This window comes from Ramlibacter sp., assembly GCF_036383835.1.
GTDB lineage: Bacteria > Pseudomonadota > Gammaproteobacteria > Burkholderiales > Burkholderiaceae_C > Ramlibacter.
The window spans coordinates 1-22,496 of sequence record NZ_DASVNN010000016.1; the positions used below are offsets into that span (position 1 = coordinate 1).

At 69.4% G+C, this 22,496-nt stretch carries 22 protein-coding genes and 1 tRNA gene; 10 read left to right on the forward strand and 13 right to left on the reverse strand.

Annotation, left to right across the window (positions count from 1 at the left end):
- The 4 genes from VF522_RS02890 to VF522_RS02905 all read right to left on the reverse strand — a co-directional run.
- The coding region (locus tag VF522_RS02890; protein WP_330906713.1) for a sigma-54 interaction domain-containing protein at positions 1–1,278 on the reverse strand (1,278 nt) is incomplete at its 3' end.
- Between the two features lie 126 nt (positions 1,279–1,404).
- On the reverse strand, positions 1,405–2,916 hold the full coding sequence (locus VF522_RS02895; RefSeq protein WP_330906714.1) for a tripartite tricarboxylate transporter permease: 1,512 nt from the start codon (positions 2,914–2,916) through the stop codon (positions 1,405–1,407).
- Positions 2,917–2,920: 4 nt separating this feature from the next.
- The gene (locus VF522_RS02900; RefSeq protein ID WP_414709432.1) at positions 2,921–3,445 is read right to left on the reverse strand and encodes a tripartite tricarboxylate transporter TctB family protein; all 525 of its coding nucleotides are present in this window, start codon (positions 3,443–3,445) and stop codon (positions 2,921–2,923) included.
- A gap of 61 nt (positions 3,446–3,506) precedes the next feature.
- Positions 3,507–4,466: a Bug family tripartite tricarboxylate transporter substrate binding protein gene (locus tag VF522_RS02905; protein WP_330906716.1), complete on the reverse strand. Its 960-nt coding sequence runs from the start codon at positions 4,464–4,466 to the stop codon at positions 3,507–3,509.
- A 103-nt stretch (positions 4,467–4,569) separates the two neighbouring features.
- Here VF522_RS02905 and VF522_RS02910 point away from each other — a divergent pair, with 103 nt between their 5' ends.
- From VF522_RS02910 to VF522_RS02925, 4 genes are all read left to right on the forward strand, one after another.
- Positions 4,570–5,256, forward strand: a complete 687-nt coding sequence (locus VF522_RS02910) for a response regulator transcription factor (protein WP_330906717.1) — start codon at positions 4,570–4,572, stop codon at positions 5,254–5,256.
- Complete coding sequence (locus tag VF522_RS02915) at positions 5,253–6,665, forward strand: sensor histidine kinase (protein WP_330906718.1); 1,413 nt, start codon at positions 5,253–5,255, stop codon at positions 6,663–6,665. Before VF522_RS02910 ends, VF522_RS02915 begins: the two co-directional genes overlap by 4 nt.
- Complete coding sequence (locus tag VF522_RS02920) at positions 6,666–7,097, forward strand: RNA-binding S4 domain-containing protein (protein WP_330906719.1); 432 nt, start codon at positions 6,666–6,668, stop codon at positions 7,095–7,097.
- A 174-nt stretch (positions 7,098–7,271) separates the two neighbouring features.
- Positions 7,272–7,445, forward strand: a complete 174-nt coding sequence (locus VF522_RS02925; RefSeq protein WP_330906720.1) for a hypothetical protein — start codon at positions 7,272–7,274, stop codon at positions 7,443–7,445.
- 77 nt (positions 7,446–7,522) lie between these two features.
- Here the strand turns inward: VF522_RS02925 and VF522_RS02930 are convergent, their stop codons facing one another.
- From VF522_RS02930 to cysS, 8 genes are all read right to left on the reverse strand, one after another.
- The gene (locus VF522_RS02930; protein ID WP_330906721.1) at positions 7,523–8,560 is read right to left on the reverse strand and encodes a purine nucleoside permease; all 1,038 of its coding nucleotides are present in this window, start codon (positions 8,558–8,560) and stop codon (positions 7,523–7,525) included.
- Between the two features lie 16 nt (positions 8,561–8,576).
- On the reverse strand, positions 8,577–8,756 hold the full coding sequence (locus tag VF522_RS02935; RefSeq protein ID WP_330906722.1) for a hypothetical protein: 180 nt from the start codon (positions 8,754–8,756) through the stop codon (positions 8,577–8,579).
- Positions 8,757–8,806: 50 nt separating this feature from the next.
- Positions 8,807–8,900 (reverse strand) — tRNA-Ser (locus VF522_RS02940).
- Between the two features lie 99 nt (positions 8,901–8,999).
- On the reverse strand, positions 9,000–10,268 hold the full coding sequence (locus tag VF522_RS02945; protein WP_330906723.1) for an aspartate kinase: 1,269 nt from the start codon (positions 10,266–10,268) through the stop codon (positions 9,000–9,002).
- A 106-nt stretch (positions 10,269–10,374) separates the two neighbouring features.
- Positions 10,375–11,316, reverse strand: coding sequence for a tRNA lysidine(34) synthetase TilS (gene tilS / locus VF522_RS02950; protein WP_330906724.1), 942 nt, complete (start codon positions 11,314–11,316; stop codon positions 10,375–10,377).
- A 144-nt stretch (positions 11,317–11,460) separates the two neighbouring features.
- Positions 11,461–12,438: an acetyl-CoA carboxylase carboxyltransferase subunit alpha gene (locus tag VF522_RS02955; protein WP_330906725.1), complete on the reverse strand. Its 978-nt coding sequence runs from the start codon at positions 12,436–12,438 to the stop codon at positions 11,461–11,463.
- Between the two features lie 39 nt (positions 12,439–12,477).
- Positions 12,478–13,116: a DNA-3-methyladenine glycosylase 2 family protein gene (locus VF522_RS02960; protein WP_330906726.1), complete on the reverse strand. Its 639-nt coding sequence runs from the start codon at positions 13,114–13,116 to the stop codon at positions 12,478–12,480.
- Positions 13,113–14,486 (reverse strand): cysteine--tRNA ligase, encoded by a 1,374-nt coding sequence (cysS, locus tag VF522_RS02965; protein ID WP_330906727.1) that lies wholly within the window; start codon positions 14,484–14,486, stop codon positions 13,113–13,115. The genes VF522_RS02960 and cysS overlap by 4 nt, the downstream gene beginning before the upstream one ends.
- A gap of 153 nt (positions 14,487–14,639) precedes the next feature.
- Between cysS and VF522_RS02970 the strand changes: the two genes are divergently transcribed.
- From VF522_RS02970 to VF522_RS02990, 5 genes are all read left to right on the forward strand, one after another.
- Positions 14,640–15,215: a tetratricopeptide repeat protein gene (locus VF522_RS02970; RefSeq protein WP_330906728.1), complete on the forward strand. Its 576-nt coding sequence runs from the start codon at positions 14,640–14,642 to the stop codon at positions 15,213–15,215.
- An 87-nt stretch (positions 15,216–15,302) separates the two neighbouring features.
- A complete protein-coding gene (locus VF522_RS02975) occupies positions 15,303–15,896 on the forward strand; it encodes a peptidylprolyl isomerase (protein WP_414709433.1) in 594 nt (197 codons plus the stop codon).
- Between the two features lie 16 nt (positions 15,897–15,912).
- Positions 15,913–16,416, forward strand: a complete 504-nt coding sequence (locus tag VF522_RS02980) for a peptidylprolyl isomerase (RefSeq protein ID WP_330906729.1) — start codon at positions 15,913–15,915, stop codon at positions 16,414–16,416.
- A complete protein-coding gene (locus VF522_RS02985; protein ID WP_330906760.1) occupies positions 16,413–17,198 on the forward strand; it encodes a UDP-2,3-diacylglucosamine diphosphatase in 786 nt (261 codons plus the stop codon). Before VF522_RS02980 ends, VF522_RS02985 begins: the two co-directional genes overlap by 4 nt.
- Positions 17,198–17,962, forward strand: a complete 765-nt coding sequence (locus VF522_RS02990; RefSeq protein WP_330906731.1) for a M90 family metallopeptidase — start codon at positions 17,198–17,200, stop codon at positions 17,960–17,962. Before VF522_RS02985 ends, VF522_RS02990 begins: the two co-directional genes overlap by 1 nt.
- Positions 17,963–18,075: 113 nt before the next feature.
- Here the strand turns inward: VF522_RS02990 and VF522_RS02995 are convergent, their stop codons facing one another.
- Positions 18,076–20,856 carry a DUF349 domain-containing protein gene (locus VF522_RS02995; RefSeq protein WP_330906732.1) on the reverse strand — a complete coding sequence of 927 codons (2,781 nt, stop codon included), beginning with the start codon at positions 20,854–20,856 and terminating at the stop codon, positions 18,076–18,078.
- Positions 20,857–21,689: 833 nt separating this feature from the next.
- Here VF522_RS02995 and VF522_RS03000 point away from each other — a divergent pair.
- A complete protein-coding gene (locus VF522_RS03000; protein WP_330906733.1) occupies positions 21,690–22,487 on the forward strand; it encodes a lytic transglycosylase domain-containing protein in 798 nt (265 codons plus the stop codon).
- The last annotated feature ends 9 nt before the right edge of the window (positions 22,488–22,496 follow it).

Genomic DNA, 22,496 nt, shown 5'->3' on the forward strand with positions numbered 1-22,496 from the left:
CTGCAGCGGCTGCGGCGCCGGCGGCATGCGCTCGATGCCGGCGTCGCGCAGCACCTGCGCCAGCAGCGCCTCGTCGATGTGCGGCGAGTCGCTGCGCATCGCGGCCTGCTCCAGCACGTTGCGCAGTTCGCGGATGTTGCCGCGCCAGCGCTGCGACGACAGCATCGCCACCGCGTCCGGCCCCAGCTCGAACGGCGCGGTGCCGTTGCGCATGGCGATGTCCTCGATCAGCACTTCGGCCAGCGCCGGGATGTCGGCACGGCGCTCGCGCAGCGGCGGCACCTTGACCGGCAGCACGTTGAGCCGGTAGTACAGGTCCTCGCGGAACCTGCCTTCGCGCACCAGCGCGCCGAGGTCGCGCGAGGTGGCGGCGATCACGCGCGCGTCGAAGGGCACCAGCCTGTTGGAGCCGAGCGGCTCGATCTCGCCTTCCTGCAAGGCGCGCAGCAGCTTGGGCTGCAGGGCGAGCGGCATGTCGCCGATCTCGTCGAGGAACAGCGTGCCGCCGTCGGCCAGCTTGAACTTGCCGTCGCGGCCCTTGCGGTCGGCGCCGGTGTAGGCGCCGGGCGCCACGCCGAAGAACTCCGCTTCCAGCAGCGTGTCGGGGACGGCGGCGATGTTGACGCTGACGAAGGCGCCGCGCGCGCGCGCCGACGCGGCGTGGATCGCATGCGCCAGCAGTTCCTTGCCGGTGCCGGTCTCGCCCAGCAGCAGCACGGGGCTGGAGGACTGCGCGGCCTTGCGCGCCTGGCGCTTCACTTCGACCGCGCCCGCGCTGGTGCCCACGAAGCTCGCCAGGGTGTACTTGCTGCGGCGCTGCGTCGCCAGTTCGCGCTTGGCGTCATCGAGCTCGCGCTGCAGGTTGGCGAACTTGTGGATCAGGGGCTGCAGCGTCGTTTCCGGATGGTCGAACAGCACGATGCCCAGCGCGCCGATCACCTTGCCCGCTTCGTCGCGCAGCGGGATGCGGCTCACGACGAAGGTGCCCGCCTTGTTGGACAGCAGGTCGATCAGGATCGGCTTGCCGGTCTCGATCACGCGGTGCATCTGCGTGTTGTGCACCACCTGCGAGACGGGGTGCCCGACGAAATCCTCCACCCGTTCGAAGCCCAGCGCCGGCAGGAAGCGCTTGTACTGGTCGTTGATCCAGACCACCCGGGCGTCGCGGTCCACCAGCAGCATGCCTTCGCTGGCGTTCGCGAACAGGTCGAACATGGAGCGCGCGGCGAGCTCCAGGATGCGCTGGCCGTCGAGGGGCAGCGAGGGGTCGGACTTCATGGGCGGATGGTAGCCGCCCCCGTCATTCCCGCGTAGGCGGGAACCCAGGGCTTCCCAAGGAAAAAGGCGGCCACTGGCCGCCTTCTTGAACGCCCTGGATCCCCGCCTGCGCGGGGATGACGGTCTCTACGCCGTCGCGAGCCTTTCCTTCCGCGCCTGCATCCGCTTGTAGATCCGCGGCAGCAGCAGCACCGCCGCGATGATCGCGATCAGGCCGATCGACATCGGGCGTTCCACGAACACGTGGGGGCTGCCCTCGCCGATCGCCACCGCGTTGCGCAGCTGCGCTTCCGCGAGCGGGCCCAGGATCATGCCCACGACCACCGGGGCCGTCGGGAAGTCGAAGCGGCGCATCAGCACGCCGACCAGGCCGATGCCCCACAGCAGCACCAGGTCGAAGGCGCTCTGGCGCATGCCATAGGCGCCCACGGTGGCGAAGATCAGGATGCCGGCATAGAGCTGCGGCTTGGGGATCTTCAGCAGCTGCACCCACACCTTCACCATCGGCAGGTTCAGGATCAGGAGCATCAGGTTGCCGATGTACAGCGACGCGATCAGCGCCCACACCAGGGCGGCCGAGGTCGTGAACAGCTGCGGGCCCGGCTGGATGCCGTAGTTCTGGAAGGCCCCCAGCAGGATGGCCGTGGTGTTGGACGTCGGGATGCCCAGCGTCAGCAGCGGGATCAGCGCCGTGGTCACCGTGGCGTTGTTCGCCGCTTCGGGACCCGCCACGCCTTCGATCGCGCCCTTGGTGCCGAACTCCGCCTTGTCCTCGCCCTTGGCGAGCTTCTTCTCCACCGCATAACTGAGGAAGGTCGGGATCTCCGTGCCGCCGGCAGGGATGCAGCCGAAAGGCGCGCCGATGAAGGTGGCGCGGATCCAGGCCGGGATGGAGCGCGCCCAGTCGCGCTTGCTCATGTAGACCCGGCTCATCATGTTCTGGGTCTCGACGACGCGGCCTTCGTACATCGCGAAGTACAGGACTTCCGCGACGGCGAACAGGCCCACGGCCACCAGCACGATCTCGATGCCGTCCAGCAGTTCCGGCTGGCCGCCGGTGTAGCGCGCCTGGCCCGAGATCTGGTCCATGCCCACGCAGCCGATCGCGAGGCCGAGGAACAGCGAGGTCATGCCGCGCACCGTGCTCTGCCCCAGCACCGCGCTCACCGTGGTGAAGGCCAGCACCATCAGCAGGAAGTACTCCGGCGGGCCCAGCTTCACCGCGAAGTCCGCCACCGTCGGCGCGAACATCGTGACGATCACGGTCGCGATGGTGCCCGCGACGAAGGAGCCGATGGCGGCGGTGGCCAGCGCCTGGCCGGCGCGGCCGCTCTTGGCCATCTTGTTGCCCTCCATCGCCGTCACCATGCTGGCGGTCTCGCCGGGCGTGTTCAGCAGGATGGAGGTGGTGGAGCCGCCGTACATCGCACCGTAGTAGATGCCGGCGAAGAAGATCATCGACGCGGTGATGTCCACCTTGGCCGTGATCGGCAGCAGCATCGCCACGGCCACCGCGGGACCGATGCCGGGCAGCACGCCGACGGCGGTGCCGAGCACGCAGCCGACGAAGGCCCACACGAGGTTGATCGGGCTGACCGCGGTCGCGAAGCCCTGCAGGAGTGCGTTGAAGATGTCCATGGGATCAGATCCAGCCGGTGTTGGTCAGGCCCGGCAGGTTGATCGCCAGGAATTGCGTGAACATCCAGAACACCGGCGCGGAGATCGCGGCTCCGGTGATCGCGTCCACCGCCAGCGTGCCGGCGCCCGACGGCTGCCCTTGCGCCCGGCGCAGTCCTTGCACCGCCAGCAGGTAGCACAGCGTGCAGCTGAGGATGAATCCGATCGTGGTGATCAGCGCCGCGTTCGCCAGCAGTCCGGCGGACACCCACACGAGGCCGGGCCACCAGGCACGCTCGCCGCCCGAGGGCTCCCCCATGTCGCGAAAGCCGCCGGTGAGCGCCTCGCGCACGATGAGCACGCCGCAGATGAACAGGACGATGGACACCACCCAGGGCAGGAAGTTGGGGCCCACGCCGCCGTAGCCCGCTTCACCCGGGATCTTGAGCGCGCCGGCGGCCAGCCCCAGCGCGGTGAGCGTCACGGCCGCTCCCACGAGGATCTGGGCGGTGGGCCGGGAAGATGGTTGTGTCATGGTTCTGCCCTCCATGGGCCCTCACGCGAAAAGAAAAACGCCCGGCGAACCGGGCGTACTGCTGACGGCGTCAGCCTCAGACCATGCCGGCCTTCACCATCGTGGCACGGAGCATGGCGAATTCGTCGTCGACGAACTTGTCGAACGCCGGGCCCGTCAGCACGGCGGGCGTCCAGTCGTTCTTGTCCATGGCTTCCTGCCAGGACTTCGTCTTCAGCGACGCCAGCACGAGATCGGTCAGGTGCTTGCGCTGCTCGGCGGAGATGCCGGGGGCGCCGTACACGCCGCGCCAGTTGCCCAGCACCACGTTGATGCCCTGCTCCTTCAGCGTGGGAATGGCGATGCCCTTCAGGCGCTCGGGCGAGGTCACGGCGATGGGACGCATCTTGCCGGCCTTGATGTACTCGGAGAACTCGCTGTAGCCGGAACCGCCCACCGTGACGTTGCCGCCCAGGATGGCCGCGGTGGCCTCGCCGCCGCCACGGAAGGCGACGTAGTTGATCTTGGCGGCGTCGACGCCCACTTCGCGGGCCAGCATGGCCGCGGCGATGTGCTCGGTGGAGCCGCGCGAACCGCCGCCCCACTTCACGCTGCCCGGATCCTTCTTCAGCTGGGCGACCACGTCGGCCATCGTCTTCAGCGGCGAGTTGGCCGGCACGACGTACACGTTGTACTCGCTGGTCAGGCGGGCGATCGGGGTGGCCTGCGTCAGGTTCACCGGCGGCTTGCCGGTGATGATGCCGCCCAGCATGACGGCGCCCATGACCATCAGCGCGTTCGGGTCGGCCTTGCTTCCGTTGACGAACTGGGCCAGGCCCAGCGCGCCGGCGGCGCCGCCCTTGTTCTCGTAGGTCACGCTGTCGGCGACCTTGGCGTCCTGCAGCGCCTTGCCCAGTGCGCGGCCGGTGGTGTCCCAGCCGCCGCCCGGGTTGGCGGGGATCATCATCTTCAGGTTGGTGGCGGCACGGGCCGACAGGGGCAGCGCACCCGCGGCGGCCAGGGCGGCCAGGCTCTTCAGGAATTCGTCACGACGCACGGTTCTTGTCTCCTTGCAGTTGGAACAGGCCGGATGGTGATCCTCGTCGCTGTCGATTGGCTGTCCAAAGCATTAGGGAAAGTGCTAATGTGCCGGCCGCGTTATGGTTCCGGACATGAAGTTGCTGCTCGTCGAAGACGATCCGTCGATGCAGACGGCCCTGCGCCGCACCCTGCAGAACCGGGGCATGGAGGTCGAGCTGTGCAGCGACGGCCGCCAGGCGCTCGAGCGCTGGAAGGCGAGCCCGCCCGACGTCGTGATGCTCGATCTCACCCTGCCCGGCATGGACGGCCTGCTGGTGCTGGAGGAGGCGCGCCGCAGCGGCCTCCCCACGCCGGTGCTGATCCTCACTGCCCGCGGCACGGTCGGCGACCGCATCGTCGGCCTGAACGCGGGCGCCGACGACTACCTGCCCAAGCCCTTCGACCTCGACGAACTCGAAGCGCGCCTGCGCGCGCTGCACCGCCGCCGCGCGGCGCCCGGTCGCGCGCCCGCGACGCCCTCCGTCGGCGGGCTGAGCGTGGACCGCGAGAGCGGCGCGATCCACTGGCGCGACGAGATCCTGGAACTGGCCCCGCGCGAAGGCGCGCTGCTGCAGGCGCTGCTCGGGCGGGCCGGCCACGCGGTGACGAAGGAACGGCTGTTCGAGCTGGTGTTCCCCGGCGAGCAGGACGTGCAGTACGAAGCGATCGAGGTCGTCGTGTACCGCCTGCGCAAGAAGCTCGCGCACACCGGGGTGAAGCTGGTGACGCTGCGCGGCCTGGGCTACCTGCTCAAGGCAGGTGAATGAACCTGCGCTCGGTCTCGCTTCGCACCTACCTGCTGGCCGGCATCCTGCTGCCGGTGGCGATCGTCGTGCTGGTGAACGCGGTCTCGCTGTACCGCAAGACGCTGCAGGCGGTGAACACCGCCTACGACCGCACCCTGCTCGCTTCGGCCAAGTCGATCGGCGAACAGCTCGACGTGCACGGCTACGACGAGGATGCGCAGCTGCGCGCGATCGTGCCCTACTCCGCGCTGGAAGCCTTCGAGGCCGACGTGCAGACGCGCCTGTACTACCGCGTGTCCAACCTGCATGGCGAGCTGATCTCCGGCTTCGGCGACCTGCCCGTCTGGCAGGGACGCATCCCCGCGCAGCCGCCCTATGCGGCGCTGGTCGACTTCTACGACACCGACTTCCGCAACAACCAGGTGCGGGTGGCGGTGCTGCTGCAGCCGGTGGCCAGCCCCACCGGCCGAGGCATGGCCGTGATCCAGGTGGCGGAGACGCTGGAGCTGCGGCGGCGCCTCACGCGGCGGATCCTCATCGACTTCCTGTGGCAGCAGGTCCTGCTGGTGGTGGTGATCGCGATGGTGGTGCTGTACGTCGTGCAGCGGGCCACGCGGCCGGTGCGGCGCCTGAGCCGGGAGCTGCAGGCGCGTCCCGAAGGGGACCTCACCGCGCTGCCCGCGGCGGACGCGCCGCGCGAGCTGCTGCCGCTGGTGGATGCCACCAACGAGGTGATGTCGCGGCTGGCCCACCTGCTGGAGAACCAGAAGCGCTTCGTGCGCGACACCTCGCACCAGCTGCGCACGCCGCTGGCGGTGCTGAAGACCCAGGTGCAGTCGGCGCTGCGCGGCGACGTCGAGCCGCGGCAGGCGCTGCACGAGATCGAGGACACGGTCGAACGCGCCACCGTGCTCGCCAACCAGATGCTGTCGCTCGCGAAGGTGGAGCAGCTGCGCCAGCAGGCCGACATCCAGGTCAGCGATCTCTCGGAAGCGGTGCGCAACGTGGCCCTGGAACTCGCGCCGCTGATCGCGGACAAGGACATCGACTTCGACATCGAGACGGCGCCCGCGGCCGTCAACGCCCACGAGTGGATGCTGCGCGAGCTCGCGCGCAACCTGCTGCACAACGCGGTGAAGCACACGCCCGCCGGCGGCACGCTGTCGGTGCGCGTGCTGGCCGATGCGCAGGCCGCCGCGCTGGTGGTGAGCGACAGCGGCCCGGGCATTTCGGCAGAGCTTCAGCCGCGGCTGTTCCAGCCCTTCTCGGCCGGGGACGTGCGCAGCGGCTCCGGGCTGGGCCTGGCGATCTGCCACGAGATCGTGCGTGCGCTGGGCGGCACGATACAGCTCGAAAACCGTGAAAAGGACCACCGCACGGCCGGGCTGGATGCGACCGTCCGCCTGCCGCTGGCGGACAATCCGACCTGAATGGACAGGATGCGGATCGACAAGTGGCTGTGGGCCGCGCGCTTCTACAAGACGCGCAGCCTGGCGGTGGACGAGATCGACAAGGGCCGCGTCGCCGTCAACGGCGCGGACGCCAAGCCCGCCCGCGAGGTGAAGGTCGGCGACACCGTGGCGCTGCGCCGCGAGGGCATCACCCGCACCGTGATCGTCAAGGGCCTGTCCGGGGTGCGCGGGCCCGCGCCCGTGGCGCAGCAGCTCTACGAGGAAACGCCGGAAAGCATCCAGGAACGCGCGCGCGCCGCGGAGCAGCGCCGCTATGCGAGCGAGCCCGCGTTGACGATCGAGCATGGCCGCCCGACCAAGCGCGGCCGGCGCGACCTCGACGCCGCGCGCGGCTGGGGCGACCGCTGGAGCGCGTCCATCGACGACGAGAGCGATCCGCCCAAGCGCTAGCCGCACGGAACTTTCCCGCACTGCACAACGCGCGGGCGTAGCGCATGTCAGATACCGCTGACCTCACGTCGTGTCCGGCTCTGTCATGGCGCCCCCCTGGGGCTCACCCATACTGCGTGCACTGCAGTCACACGAAGCAAGCGAAGAAGCAGTAGCAGTACAGGGAAAAGAAGAATGAGCGATACGAGAACGGTGGCGATCCTGCAGCGGGTGCCCGCCATCCTGGCGGTCACGGCGAATTCGTACGGGCTGGCGTTGCAGTCCCGCGATTCGCGCAGGCCGGAAGCCGCGGGGCCGCGCCGCCACGCACGCGGCAGGACGGGCGACAAGCCCGCCGCACAGGGATAACAAGGACGCGTTCAGGGAGAGAAAGGCCGCCTTCGGGCGGCCTTTCCATTTTCCCCGGCCGGGGCCGGCTTGCCGGTTCAGCGCGCGGGGACCCCGGTCTTCCACTGTGCCCAGTTCGCCACGATGTGGTCCACCACCCGCGTGCCGACCAGCGCGATGTTCTCCACCGTTTCGGCGAAGCCGCCGGCAGTCTCGCCCGGGGCAGGATCCAGGTGCTGCAGGGTGGTTTCGCCCGGGTTGCCCTGGTCGAAGTTCACCGCGCCGCGCAGGCTCATCACGCGGTCCGTGCCGTGCGAGCGCTTGATCACCAGGGTGACGGCGGCCGCCTCCATTTCGGTGATCACGTAGTCGTCCGCGCCATAAAGCCTGGCGATGTACTGGGCCTGCTTCGACATGCCCGGGCCGTGGAAGAAGGTGTCTCCCGTCATGTGGGTGCCGGTGCCCACGAAGGGGGCGCGCCGCGCGGCCGCATCGGGATAGCGCAGCCGGTACCGGCGCGCCGCCTCCGAGTCCTTCAGCGCCGTGCCGGCGGAGAGCTTCATGGTCCAGTCGACGAGCGCCGGGTTCAGCTTGAAGCGGCGGAATTCCTCGTAGCCCTTGCGCGGCATGAAGGTCGGCTCGCCCGGCTTGTTCTCTTCCGGCGCCCACCGGTGGCCCAGGTCGTAGTCGACGAGCCAGGTGGCCCAGTTCACCTCGCCGATCGTTCCGCGGGAGGGCGGCGTGCCGGCCACGCCGGAGATGACGTAATACGCGTGCGCGAAATCGAAGTTCCGGTTCTGCAGGATGGCCTGCATGGACGACGAGGAGTTCACCTTGCCCATCCCGAGCACCGAGCCGCACACGCCCTCCGCATTGCAGTACACCGGGTTCAACGCGCCGGGCACCGTGATGGGCGCGGCGCCCTTCCAGTAACGCTCGTACCAGTGCTGGAACTCGCCGGCGCGGTCGCCGGTGTTCTGGCCGATCTCGAACATCGCGCCGACGAACACCTTCACGGGAATGGGCGAGGTCCTGGCTGCCGGCGTGGCGGGCGTGACCGTCGAGCAGGCTGCGAGCAGGCCTGCGACCAGCAAAAGGGCGGCCGCTGCGCTGCGCGACGAAGAGAAGAGTTTCATGAGCACTCCTGGAGAGTTACTTGCGCTGGCGCCGCTCGCGCGCGCGGCGCATCTGCCGGCTCTCGCCGACCCGCCGCGCCTGCTCTTCTTTTTCCTTGCGCTTCCTGCGCCAGTTGCGCGAGAGGTAGCGCGCGACGGTGAAGGTGACCACCGAGGTGAGCACGAGCAGGAGGAGGCTGGCGAGATCCGTGGGCATGGCGCGCGTCCGGTCCTGGAAAAAAGAAAGCCGCCCGGAGGCGGCCTGTTTGGCGGAGCGAGAGGGATTCGAACCCTCGATGCAGGTTTTGGCCCGCATACTCCCTTAGCAGGGGAGCACCTTCGGCCTCTCGGTCATCGCTCCGAAGGTTGGGATGATACCTGAACTCCAGGCAGGCCCAGCGGGTTTTGCGAGGTCCCGGCCTGCGCCGGGACGGCCGCGCATGCGCCGCTTCGCGGCGCTTTACGCGGCCGGCTGGTCCAGGTCGAACGCGCGGTGCAGTGCCCGCACCGCCAGCTCCATGTACTTCTCGTCGATCACGACGGAGGTCTTGATCTCGCTGGTGGAGATCATCTGGATGTTGATGCCCTCTTCGGACAGCGCGCGGAACATCTTGGAGGCGATGCCCACGTGGCTGCGCATGCCGATGCCGACGATCGACACCTTGCAGATCCTGGTGTCGCCTTCGATGCGGTCGGTGCCCAGCGAGGGAACGACCTTCGTCTTCAGCACGTCGACCGCGCGCGCGTAGTCGTTGCGGTGCACGGTGAAGCTGAAGTCCGTCTTGCCGTCGTGGGAGACGTTCTGGATGATCACGTCCACCTCGATGTTGGCGTCCGCCACGGCGCCGAGGATCTGGTACGCGATGCCGGGCCGGTCGGGCACGCCCAGGATCGAAATCTTGGCTTCGTCGCGGTTGAAAGCGATGCCGGAGACAACGGCTTGTTCCATCTTCTCGTCTTCCTCAAAAGTGATCAGCGTGCCGGAAACCGCTTCCTCCGCGATGGGGATGTCCCACGGGGTGAAGCTGGACAGCACGCGCAGCGGAACCTGGTACTTGCCCGCGAATTCGACCGAACGGATCTGCAGGACCTTGGACCCCATGGAGGCCATCTCCAGCATTTCCTCGAAGCTCACGGTGCTGAGGCGGCGCGCCTCGGGCACCACGCGCGGATCGGTCGTGTACACGCCGTCCACGTCGGTATAGATCAGGCACTCGGCCGCCTTCAGCGCCGCGGCCACGGCCACCGCGGAGGTGTCGCTGCCGCCGCGGCCCAGCGTGGTGATGTGGCCCAGGTCGTCGATGCCCTGGAAGCCGGTGACCACCACCACCTTGCCCGCATCGAGGTCCTTGCGCACGCGCACGTCGTCGATCGAGTCGATGCGGGCCTTGGTGTACGCGCTGTTGGTGCGCACGGGCACCTGCCAGCCGGCGTAGCTGACCGCGGGCACGCCTTCGGCCTGCAGCGCGAGGGCCAGCAGGCCCACGGAGACCTGCTCGCCGGTGGAGGCGAGCATGTCGAGTTCGCGCAGCACCGCGTCGTCGGCCTTGGCCGGCTGCAGGTCCTTGGCGAGGCCCAGCAGGCGGTTGGTTTCGCCGCTCATGGCGCTGGGCACCACGACCATCTGGTGGCCCGCGCGATGCCACTTGGCGACGCGCTTGGCGACGTTGCGGATGCGCTCGGTCGAGCCCATCGACGTGCCGCCGTATTTGTGAACGATCAATGCCATCGGTCTGGGGAAGTGAAAGCTGCGCCGCCCGGATGAAAAAGGCCCGCTGGATCAACGGGCCGTGCGCGCAGAACCTCGGGATTATACCTACGGTGTCAGTGGCTCCTCACGTGGGAAGCGCGCCGTACGCCAGCCGCTCGCCCTGCCGTTCCACGAACCCGTTCCCCACCTTGATCCGGATCCTGTGGCCGCGCGTCGTGCAATCCGCCACCTGGTCCAGCAACTCTTCCAGTTGCGCCGCGCTCGCGCTCGCCGCGTGCGCGCTGCGCAACCAGTGGCGCAGCACGTTCGCCTGCCGCGCGCGCGGCAGGTGCTGCAGCGCGGTGATCGCCGGCACGCCGCCCATGCGCGCGAGGTCTTCCACCGCCACCGTCTCCAGCAGCTCCTGCGCCTGCGCCGCATGGCGCGAGGACCGCGCGAAGGTCTCGCGGTATTGCGGGAAGGCCTGCTCCAGCGCCGGCAGCAGCTGATGCCGGATGCGGTTGCGCGTGAAGGCGGTGTCCTCGTTGGTCGGGTCCTCGATCGCGGCCACGCCCTGCTCCGCGATCCATTCGCGGATCGCGCGGGCCGACAACGCCAGCAGCGGCCGCACGAACAGCATGCCTTCGCGCTGGAATACCGGCGGCATCGCGGCGAGGCCGGGCAATCCCGCGCCGCGGCTCAGGGCCAGCAGCAGCGTCTCCACCTGGTCGTCGGCGTGCTGCCCCAGCAGCACGGCCTGCGCGCCGGCATCGCGTGCCGCGCGCGCCAGGGCCTGGTAGCGCGCCTGCCGCGCCGCATCCTCCGGGCTCTCGCCCGGCGCGTTGCGCGCCGCGACACGCCGCACGTCGAGCGGCACGCCGAGCTCCGTGCAGACGCCGCGGCAATGCGCTTCGAATGCATCGGCCGCCTCCTGCAGTCCGTGATGGACGTGGATGGCGCATACCTGCCCCGGCCAGCGTTGCGCCGCGGCAAGGAGGAGGACGGTGGAATCGGCGCCGCCGCTGTAAGCCACCGCGAGTGGCAGCGGCAACTGCAACCCGGCGAGCGCTGCCGCCGCCGGATTCATCTGAGCCCCTCGTGACGGCCCACAGGGCATGGCGCATGGGTCCGCACGCGCCAACCGCGGGCCACCGCGGAACCGGCTTTGCCGGGCCGCTGGTGGCGCCCCCTTGAGGGGGAGGCGGCCGCAGGCCGCTTCGGGGGTGGGCCGTTACGCAGCGTCGGCCTTGGTGTCGGAGAAGCGGCCATAGCTTTGCAGCCGCTCGTAGCGCCGCTCCAGCAGTTCGCGGACCTTGAGGTCGCTCAACTGGCGCCAGGCATCGTTCAGCGCGCGCTTGAGGAAGGCGGCCATCTGCTTGTGGTCGCGGTGGCCGCCGCCGACGGGCTCGTTGACGATCTTGTCGACCAGGCCGAGGGCCTTCAGGCGGTGGGCCGTGATGCCCATCGCATCGGCCGCGTCCTGCGCCTTCTCGGAGGTCTTCCAGAGAATGGAGGCGCAGCCTTCCGGCGAGATCACCGAATAGATCGCGTACTGCAGCATCAGCACCTGGTCGGCCACGGAGATCGCCAGCGCGCCGCCGGAGCCGCCCTCGCCGATGATGGTGGTGATGATCGGCACTTCCAGCTGCGCCATCTCGTAGATGTTGCGGCCGATGGCTTCCGACTGGCTGCGCTCCTCGGCGTCGATGCCCGGATACGCGCCGGGCGTGTCGACGAAGGTGAAGACGGGAAGCTTGAACTTCTCGGCCGTCTTCATCAGGCGCAGCGCCTTGCGGTAGCCCTCGGGACGGCTCATGCCGAAGTTGCGCGCGGCGCGCTCCCTGGTGTCGCGGCCCTTCTGGTGGCCGATGACGACGCACGCATTGCCGTTGAACCGCGCCAGGCCGCCCACGATGGACTGGTCGTCCGCGAAGTGGCGGTCGCCATGCATCTCGACGAAATCGGTGAAGATCTCGTTGAGGTAGTCCATGGTGTACGGCCGTTCCGGGTGCCGCGCGATCTTGGTGATCTGCCACGGCGAGAGCTGGCTGTAGATGTCCTTGGTCAGCTGCTGGCTCTTCTTGCCCAGCTGCTCGATCTCCTCGGAGATGTCGACGGCGGACTCGGTCTGCACGTAGCGCAGTTCCTCGATCTTCGTTTCCAGCTCCGCGATGGGCTGTTCGAAGTCCAGGAAAGTTCGTTTCGCCAAGCTTTGCTCCTCAGGTTGCCGCCCGCTTTCGTGCCCGGGTCAGTAGGCCACGGGCAGCGGGTCGAGCGATCGCCAAATATACCAAGTCGCCACCGAGCAATACGGGTTCCAGGCGGCGGCCACCTCCCGTGCGTCGCTCCGGGAGACCGGATCGCCCGAGAAATAATTCTTGCTGATGCCGGTGATGAGCCCGACGTCGTCCAGTGGCAACACATTGGGCCGCATCAGGTGGAAGATGAGGAACATCTCCGCCGTCCACCGGCCGATGCCGCGGATGCCGACGAGCTCCGCGATGATGTCCTCGTCCTGCATGCCGCGCCAGGCGTCGACGTGGACCGCGCCCGAATCGAAATGCAGGGCGAGGTCCACGAGGTACTCGATCTTGCGCGCCGACAGGCCGGCGGCGCGCATGTCGTCCACCTTCAGCTTCAGCACGTTGGCGGGCGTCATGCGGCGCGGCAGCGCGGCGAACTTGTCCCACACGCTCTGCGCGGCCTTCACCGAGATCTGCTGGCCCACGATGCTGCGCGCGAGCGTGGTGAAGGCCTCGCCGCGCGACTGCAGGCAGGCCTCGCCGTACTGCGGAATCAGCCGCTTCATCACGCGGTCCCGCCGCGTGAGGTACTTGCGCGCCTCGTCCCAGTATTCGGGGGTGACGCAGCCGTCGTCGGCACTCATGGCTTGGCTTCCCAGGTGGTGCCCGTGGCCGAGTCCTTGAGCACGATGCCCTGCGCCAGCAGTTCCTGCCGGATGCGGTCGGCCTCGGCGAAGTCCTTCGCCTTCTTCGCCGCCGCGCGCGCAGCTATCCTGTCCTGGATCGTGGCGTCGTCGAGCGCGGCGCCGGCGCGCAGGAAGGCCCTGGGATCGCGCTGGAGCAGGCCGATGGTGCCGGCCAGCGCCTTCAGCAGGCCGGACACCTGCGGCGACCTGGTGCGGTTGGCTTCCGCCGCCAGTTCGAACAGCACGGCCACCGCTTCGGGCGTACCGAAGTCGTTGTCCATCGCCGCCTTGAACCGGGCCGCATGGGGTTCGTTCCAGGCTATGCGCACGTCCGCCGGCGGCACGGCGTCGAGCGCCGTATAGAGCCGCCGCAGCGCGCCGCGCGCGTCGTCGAGGTGCACGTCGCTGTAGTTCAGCGGGCTGCGGTAGTGCGCGCGCACGATGAAGAAGCGCAGCGTCTCGGCGTCGAACTTCTGCAGCACCTCGCGGATGGTGAAGAAGTTGCCCAGCGACTTCGACATCTTCTCGTTGTCGATGTTGACGAAGCCGTTGTGCATCCACAGCTTCGCGAGCGGCACGCCGTTGGCGCCCTCGCTCTGCGCGATCTCGTTCTCGTGGTGCGGGAACTGCAGGTCGGCGCCGCCGCCGTGGATGTCGAAGGTGTTCCCGAGCAGCGCGCACGCCATCGCGGAGCACTCGATGTGCCAGCCCGGACGGCCGCGGCCGTAGCGGCTGTCCCACTGGGCGTCCCGCGGCTCGTCCGCCTTGGCGGACTTCCACAGGACGAAGTCCAGCGGGTCTTCCTTGCCTTCGAGCACCGCGACGCGTTCGCCCGCGTGGAGTTCGTCGAGCGACTTGCCCGAGAGCTTGCCGTAGCCGGGGAAGCGGCGCACCGCGTAGTTGACGTCGCCGCCGGCGCGGTAGGCGAGGCCCTTGTCCTCCAGCGTGCGCACGATGTCCAGCATCTGCGGCACGTAGTCGGTGGCGCGCGGGTCGTGCGTGGGACGCTCGATGTCCAGAGCGTCGAAGTCCCGATACATCTCGGCGATCATCCGGTCGGTCAGGGACCGCACAGTCTCCCCGTTTTCCACCGACCGGCGAATGATCTTGTCCTCGATGTCCGTGATGTTTCGCACGAAGGTCAGGCGCAAGCCGCTCGCCTTCAGCCAGCGCTGCACGATGTCGAAGGCGACGTTGGCGCGCGCGTGCCCCACGTGGCACAGGTCGTAGACGGTGATGCCGCACACGTACATCCGGACGTGCCCCGGCTCGAGCGGGGAAAAATCCTCCAGCGCACGCGTCAGCGTGTTGTAGATGCGAAGGCTCATTGGAATCAGGTGTGCGCCGCGGGCTCGGGGGCCGCGGGCAAGGAGTTGTTCTGGTGGCGAGGCAAGCCGCGGCGCGGCCCCGCGACTACAATCGGCACGCAGTATATAGCCCCCCGGACGGGGCTGGCCACGGGTGCCGGGAGAAGAAACCACATGAAGTTCGCGCGCAAGAACCTGTCGAAATCCCTGGCCCTCGCCGCCGTCTCGGCGGCCCTGCTGGCCGGCGGGATCGCGCGCGCCGACGAGTATGGCGACGTCAACCAGCTGCTGCGGAACGGCAAGCCGCAGGACGCCCTGAACAAGGCCGACCAGTACCTCGCCGGCAAGCCCAAGGATCCGCAGATGCGCTTCCTCCGGGGCGTCGTGCTCACCGAGGCGGGCCGCACCGGCGAGGCGATCGCCGCGTTCCAGAAGCTGACCGAGGATTACCCCGAGCTGCCCGAGCCGTACAACAACCTGGCCGTGCTCTACGCGGGCCAGGCGCAGTTCGACAAGGCGCGCGCCGCGCTCGAGATGGCGATCCGCGCCAACCCCGGCTACGCCACCGCGCACGAGAACCTCGGCGACGTCTACGCCAAGCTCGCCAGCCAGGCCTACGGCCGCGCGCTGCGGCTCGATGCCGGCAACGCCGCCGTGCAGCCGAAGCTGGCGCGAATCCGCGAAGTGTTCGCGCCGGACAGCCGCGGAAGTGCCGCCCCGGCCGCGTCGCCAGGTCCAGCTTCGCGATGACGTCCGCGGTGGTAACCTTGCGCGAAGCCGCCCCCGGCGCACGCCGCGGGGCACCGTGAAGATCTTCTACGAAGGAGTGATCGGCTGATGTCGTTGACCACGCGCCGGGCTGCGAGCCTGGCGATCGCCCTTGCCTGCCTGGCCGGAACGGCCTGGGCCCAGAACCCCAAATCCCCCCGCGTGCAGCTTGCCACCAGCGCCGGCGACATCGTGATCGAGGTCTACCCGGACAAGGCGCCGAAGACGGCCGAGAACTTCCTGCAGTACGTGCGCGACAAGCACTACGACGGCACGGTGTTCCATCGCGTCATCGACGGCTTCATGATCCAGGGCGGCGGCATGGACCCGAGGATGGCCGAGAAGCCCACGCGGGCGCCGGTCGTGCACGAAGGCCGCGCGGCGTTCGCCAAGGGCCTGAAGAACGAGACCGGCACCGTGGCGATGGCGCGCACCGGCGACCCGAACTCGGCGACCGCGCAGTTCTTCATCAACGTGGCGAACAACGAGTTCCTCGATCCCAAGGCCGCTCCCGACCAGCCGGGCTACACCGTCTTCGGCAAGGTGGTGAAAGGCATGGACGTGGTCGAAAAGATCAAGGGCGTTGCGACCGGCAATGCCGGCATGCACCAGAACGTCCCGCTCGCGCCGGTGGTGATCCGGTCCGCGACGCTCCTCAAATAACCGACAAGGGCCTCCCATGAATCCGAAGGTGGAACTCCACATCGCCGGCTACGGCGTCGTCACGCTGGAACTCGACGAGCAGAAGGCGCCCAAGACGGTCGCCAACTTCCTGAACTACGTGAAGAAGGGCCACTACGACGGCACCGTCTTCCATCGCGTGATCGACGGCTTCATGATCCAGGGCGGCGGCTTCGCCCCCGGCATGACGCAGAAGCCCACCGACGCGCAGATCGAGAACGAGGCCAACAACGGCCTGAAGAACGACAAGTACACCGTGGCGATGGCGCGCACCAACCAGCCGCACTCCGCATCGGCGCAGTTCTTCATCAACGTGGCCGACAACGCCTTCCTGAACCACACCGCTCCCAGCGCGCAGGGCTGGGGCTACGCCGTGTTCGGCAAGGTGGTGGGCGGCACGGACGTCGTCGACCGCATCAAGGGCGTGCCCACGGGCAACCGCGGCGGCCACGGCGACGTGCCGCGCACGGACGTGGTGCTCGAAAAAGCGGTCGCGGTCTGAGCTCTGAAGGCACGTCGTCCCGGCCCGCGGCGCAGGAACTGCGCGCCGCGCCGGGGTGGCGCACCGTCGAATGCATCTCCGACCTGCACCTGCAGGCCAGCGAGCCCGCCACCTTCGAGGCCTGGCGGCGCTACATGGCCGGCACGCGGGCCGACGCCCTCTTCATCCTGGGTGACCTGTTCGAGGTCTGGATCGGCGACGACGCGCTCGACGCGCCGGGCTTCGAGGCCGATTGCGCCGCGGTGCTGAAGGCGACCGCGCAACGCCTGCCCGTCTTCTTCCTCGCGGGCAACCGCGACTTCCTGGTCGGCGCGCGGCTCGCGCAGGCCACCGGCATGCAGCTGCTCGCCGACCCCACCGTGCTGGTGTTCGGCGCGCGCCGCTGGCTGCTGTCGCACGGCGACGCGCTGTGCATCGCCGACACCGAATACATGGCCTTCCGCGAAATGGTGCGCGCGCCGCAGTGGCAGCAGGATTTCCTCGCGCTGCCGATCGACAAGCGCCGCGCCATCGCCCGCGGCATGCGCGCCGACAGCGAGGAAATGAAGCGCAGCGAGCGCGCCTATGCCGACGTCGACACGCCCATGGCGCTCGCCTGGCTGCGCGAGGCCGCGGCCACGGCCCTCGTGCACGGCCACACCCACAAGCCCGCCGAGCACGCGCTCGATGCGCTGCACTGGCGCATCGTGCTGAGCGACTGGGAGGCCCAGGCCAGCCCGCCGCGGCTGCAGGCGCTGCGCATCGCCGCCTCCGGTGCCACGGAGCGCGTGGGCCTCGCCTGATGTGGGACTGGCTGCGCCGGCGCCGGCGCGCGCCGGCGATCCCCGATGCGCTCTGGGCCGCGACGCTGGAGCGCTATCCCTTCCTCGGCCAGCGCGATCCACGGGACCGGCAGCGCCTGCGCGAGCTATCGGCCGAATTCCTCGCGCGCAAGGAATTCCACGGCGCCGGCGGCCTCGTCATCACGGATGAAATGGCGCTGGCGATCGCGGCGCAGGCCGTGTTGCCCGTCCTGCACCTGCGCCTGGGCCTGGCCTGGTACGACGACTTCGTGGGCATCGTGGTGCATGCGGACGAAGTGGTCGCCCGCCGCAGCACGATGGACGAGGCCGGCGTGGTGCACGACTGGGACGAGGTGCTGGCCGGCGAGGCGATGGAGGGTGGCCCGGTGATGCTGAACTGGCACGACGTGAAGGAAGCCGGCGCCTCCGCCGAGACCGGCTTCAACGTCGTGATCCACGAATTCGTCCACAAGATCGACCTGCGCGACGGCGCGACCGACGGCTGCCCGCCCCTGCCCTCGCGCGCGGCGCGCCGGCGCTGGCTGGAGGCGCTCGAACGCGAGTACCGGCGCTTCCGCGAGGACGTGATCAAGGCGGAGCGCTTCGGCGAACCGCCGCCGTGGCTCGACGATTACGGCGCGACGGCCATCGACGAGTTCTTCGCGGTGGCGTGCGAGGCGTATTTCGTGAACCGGGATCGGTTCACGCAGGAATTTCCGGACCTGACTGTCTTGTTCGACGGTTTCTATTTGCCGAAGCACTGAACCATCCGTCATCCCCGCGCAGGCGGGGAACCAGGGCGTCCCAAAAGAAAAGCGGCGCAATGCGCCGCTTCCCGAATGCCCTGGGCCCCCGCCTCCGCGAGGGTGACGGCGACCTACCGTCGCAGCAAGGCCTTCAACGCGTTCTGCAACCTGCGCGCCGTGTTCGCGTCGTACGACGTCCCCAGCACCTTCGCGACGTCGGCACCCCAGGTTTCCTGCGGCCCCGCTTCGTGGCGCTTGGTCAGCAGCTGCAGCTGCATCTGCCGGCGCGCGGCGATCTGGTCGGCGGGCGTGGGCACGTCGGCCGCGATCTCCAGGCGCAGCAGCGATTCGGAAGCGTCGCCGCCCGAACCCTGCGTCAGCGCCTGCGTCCAGCCCTGGCGCACCTGCGGGCTGACGACCTTGCCGAGTTCCTGGTGGCTCGGCACCTGGTCGGCCGTGCGCTGCTCCCAGGCGGTCATCAGCTGCGTGAGGGCCTCGCCGTGCGCCTGCGCGGCAAGCTTGCGCAGCGTCGCCTGCGCGTGCTCCAGCGCGTCGCGCTGGGCGCGGAAGGCGGTGTCCCCCAGGCGCGGGCCGCGGTCGTCGCGGCGGTCGTCGCGGTCGCGGCCGAAGCCGCGCTTGTCGTCACGCGCATCGCGGTCGCCCGGACCACCCGGCCCGCCGGGACGGCGCGCATCGCCGAAGCGGCCGCCGCGCCCGGCCGGTGCCGCCACTTCGGTGCGCTTCTGGCCGGGGCGGTCGTCGCCGCGCCTCGCGACCACCGGCTTGGGAGCCGCCTTCGCAGGCACCGGGGCCGGCGTCGCCGCCTCCGCGCCCTCGCTCGCAGGCACCGCTTCATCCGCAGGCGCGCCCGCCGGAGCGGCGGCAGCAGCCGCAGCCGCAGCGGCCGGAGCCGGCTCGCCGCCGGCTTCGTCGCGGGCACGCAGCGCCTGCTCCAGCGACGCCATCGCGGCGCGGATCTTGTGCGCGTCGCCGCTGGCCGTCGCTTCTTCCACGGCCTTCGACGCTTCGAGCACGGCGCGGTCGCGGCCGCTCATCGCGGCGGCAGCCTTCTCGCGCTCCGCCGTCTTGCGGTTGAACGCCTCGTCGATCGGCTTGCGGAACGCATCCCACAGCTTCTGTTCCTGCTTGCGATCCAGCGGCACCGACTGCGCCTCGCCCTGCCACCGCTGCTGCAGCGCCTTGACGGCATCGATGCGCAGCATGGGCGCTTCGCCCAGGCCCTTCGCCTCTTCGATCAGCGCGTTGCGGCGCTCGATGCTCGCCTTCTGCGCGCGCTCCAGCGGCGCGGCGGCCTGGGAGATCGCTTCCTTCCATTGCGGCTGCAACTCCGCGAAAGCCTTCTCGCTCAGGTGGCCGGCTTCACGCCAGCGATCCGAGAACTGGTGGATGGAGCGGTTGAACCCCTTCCAGTCGCCGTTGTCCGCATCCGCATGGGCCTGTGCCCAGGCCTTCACCTCGGCGACCAGGGCCAGGCGGGCGGCGCGGTTCTCGGCGGCTTCGGCCTTGACCTTGTCCAGCCACTCCTGCACCACCTTGTAGGCCTCGTTGCAGGCTTCGTCGAAGCGCTTCCACAGCGCGTGATTCGGCGGGCCGCCCTGGTCGACCTGCTTCCACTGCTCGCGCAGGCCGCGCAGCGTCTCCTGCATCTTGCGGCCGCCGAAGCGCGGCTTGCGCAAGGGCGCGGGCGACGGCGCGGGTGCCGGGGCGGCCGCGGGGGCCTCCGCGCTCTCGGCCGCTTCGGCATCCACTTCCGCCGGCGTCGCGGCCGCTGTGGGGGCGGGTGCGGGTGCGGGTGCGGGCGACGGCGCGGGCACGGTCTCGAACAGGGCTTCAGCCTTCGCGACCAGTTCCTGGCGCAGCTGGTCGGCGCGCCAGCGCTGCCAGCCTTCCAGCTCGGTGGCCGCCGCGAGCGCGGCGTGCGCCTGCTGCTCCAGCTTGTCGTCGACCAGCTTGCCGTGTTCCTTCAATGCATTGCGCAGCGCGTTGGCCGCGCCCGCGCTCGCCTTGCCGTGGCCCTGCGCGATCTCCTGTTCCAGCTTCGCCAGCACGTCGCCCACCGCCTTGGTGGCGGCAGCGCGCTGTTCGGGATCGACCTTCGGCTTGGGGGGCTTCGCCGGCGCGGCCGCTTCCACGGGCAGGCCGCGCGCCTGGCGCAGTTCGTCGGCCCACACCGGCACCGGCGGCAGCGGCGCATTCGCATCGGCGGCGGCGGCGATGGCCTGGGCCAGCGCGCTCTGGAAGGCATCCCACACCACCTGCAGCTGCCCGCGCGAGGCCTCCAGCAAGGGCGGGAACTTCGTGTCCACGCTGACCCAGTTGGCATCGTCGACCAGCGCCTGCGCCTGCGACTGCCACTCGGGCACGTCGGTGCGCAGTGCGTCGACCGCGGCCTGCGCGTCCTTCCACGACTTGGTGGAGAGCACCTCGATGCGCTGGGCCAGCAGCACGGCTGCCTCGCGCTGCACCTGCACGCGGTTCTGCAGGTCCTCGATGCCCTTGATGCGCTCGGCGAGCTGCGTCTTCACGCCCGCGAGCGGCTCGCGGCTGAGGGGCGCGCCGGCCTTGGCGGCATCGCGCTGCCAGGCCATCGCATCGGCGATGTTCAGGCGCGGCTGCCCCAGCAGCGCGCGGGCCTTCTCGGCCCATTCGGCGGCGATCGCCTCCTGGCCCCTGGCGCGCTTGATCTCGTCCAGTTTCTCGCGCAGCAGGCGGGCCGCGCCCTTGTCGCGCGCGCTCAGTTCGCGGAACACCTCCTGCATCTGCTCGGTGCTGGGCTCGGCGGCGAGCCATTCGCGCACGCGCGCTGCGCGTTCACCCGAAGTGGGGGCGGAAAAGGCGCCCCCGGTCAGCGCGTCCAGCGCCTGGGTGTCGTGGGTCTTCAAGCTGCTCACAAATTTTCGTTCGAAGGAAAGGAAAGCCCCCGGGCGCGGGGGCAAGGGCCGTATTCTCGCCGCGAATCGGGACCGGCAGGAACAATGGCCGGGCCCGGAAAGAGGAAGCCCGGCCAGGAGCCTGAAGCTGCCTGCCGGGCTGGACGGTGCGACCCGATGTCGTTGCCGTCTGGGTTCGCGACACGGACCGCGGTCTGCGTCGCGCCGGAAGCAAAGATTGCTTCCAAGTGGGGCCGGGGCTGCCACGGAATGTGGCCCTACCGGCTGATGCCCGATCGCTCGGACCCCGTCAAGGTAGGTGAGGCCGGGGCCCATTTCAAATCCGACTTTTCAATGAAGCCGCGATCGCCGATTACAGGTAGCCCAGCCGCGCAAGCCGCGGATGCCGCCTTTCCTGCAGGTTCCTGACGGACGGCGGCCCCAACTCCACCCGCCCGACGAGCGGCGACCGAGCACGGCTGCTCTTCCGCGCGCTTCCAAATCGATAGCAACGGGGCCGCTGTCAGGCATGACTGACAGAGCGCGGAGGACAGTGACTACGGAACTTTGGCTTGGCTCAGCCTTAAATTGAGCGGCGTACATGCAATCTGAGATATATGAAAGAGTCCAAACATCCTTGACCTGGCATTAAGCGGCTCCCTAGAATCCGCCTCGTCCCCAAACCAACCCAGGGGAACGACCAGACAACCCGCTGCCGAACCCGGCGAGTCGGGACCGGAACACACCTCCAGGCGAGGCCCCGGACCGACGGCGTACCAATCCAAACGAGGAGCCGAGGGTGCTTCCACCGCGCAAGCGGTACCCCCTGGATCCACGCGTAGAAAGGAAGTGCTATGACAGCGCTAGGAAAACTGGCCCGCGGCGTGCAGACCTTCGTCGGCGACGTTGCCCAGGGCCTTTTCGAGATCACGCACAACGGCTTCGCGGTAGTGGGGCTGGCGGTGGTGTTTTCCATGCTGACCCTGCTGGCCCGGCCCGACCTGCGCCAGGCGGGCGAATCCCAGCTGATGACCTGGCTGCATGCGCGCCAGTCGCAGTCGCTCGGCCTCGTGCCGGAACTCGATGCGATCGACCGGGCCACGGCCCTCAACCCGAAGGACCTGCCCAAGCAGCAGGCCGCGGTGGCCTACTGGCTGTCCAAGAAGTACCGCGTCGCGCCGGAGCCGCTGTCGGCGCTGGTGGCCGAAGCCTACGAGGTGGGCGAGCGGACCCGGATCGATCCCCTGCTGCTGCTGTCGGTGATGGCCATCGAGTCCAGCTTCAACCCCTTCGCCCAGAGCCCGGTGGGCGCCCAGGGCCTGATGCAGGTCATGACGGGCATCCACAGCGACAAGTACGAGAACTTCGGCGGCAAGCTGGCCGCCTTCGACCCGGTGACCAACCTGCGCGTCGGCGCCAAGGTGCTGCAGGAGTGCATCCAGCGCGCCGGCTCGGTGGAAGCGGGCCTGAAGTTCTATGTCGGCGCCGCCCTGCATCCGGACGACGGCGGCTACGGCGGCAAGGTGCTGGCCGAGTACGGCCGCCTGAAGGACGTCGCCACCGGCCGTGCCGTGCCGCTGATCACGCCGCAGCCGCTGCGCACCGTGGACCCCGTGCCGGTCAAGCTCGAGGAACCCGCCCCGGCCGTCTGACGGGGAGCG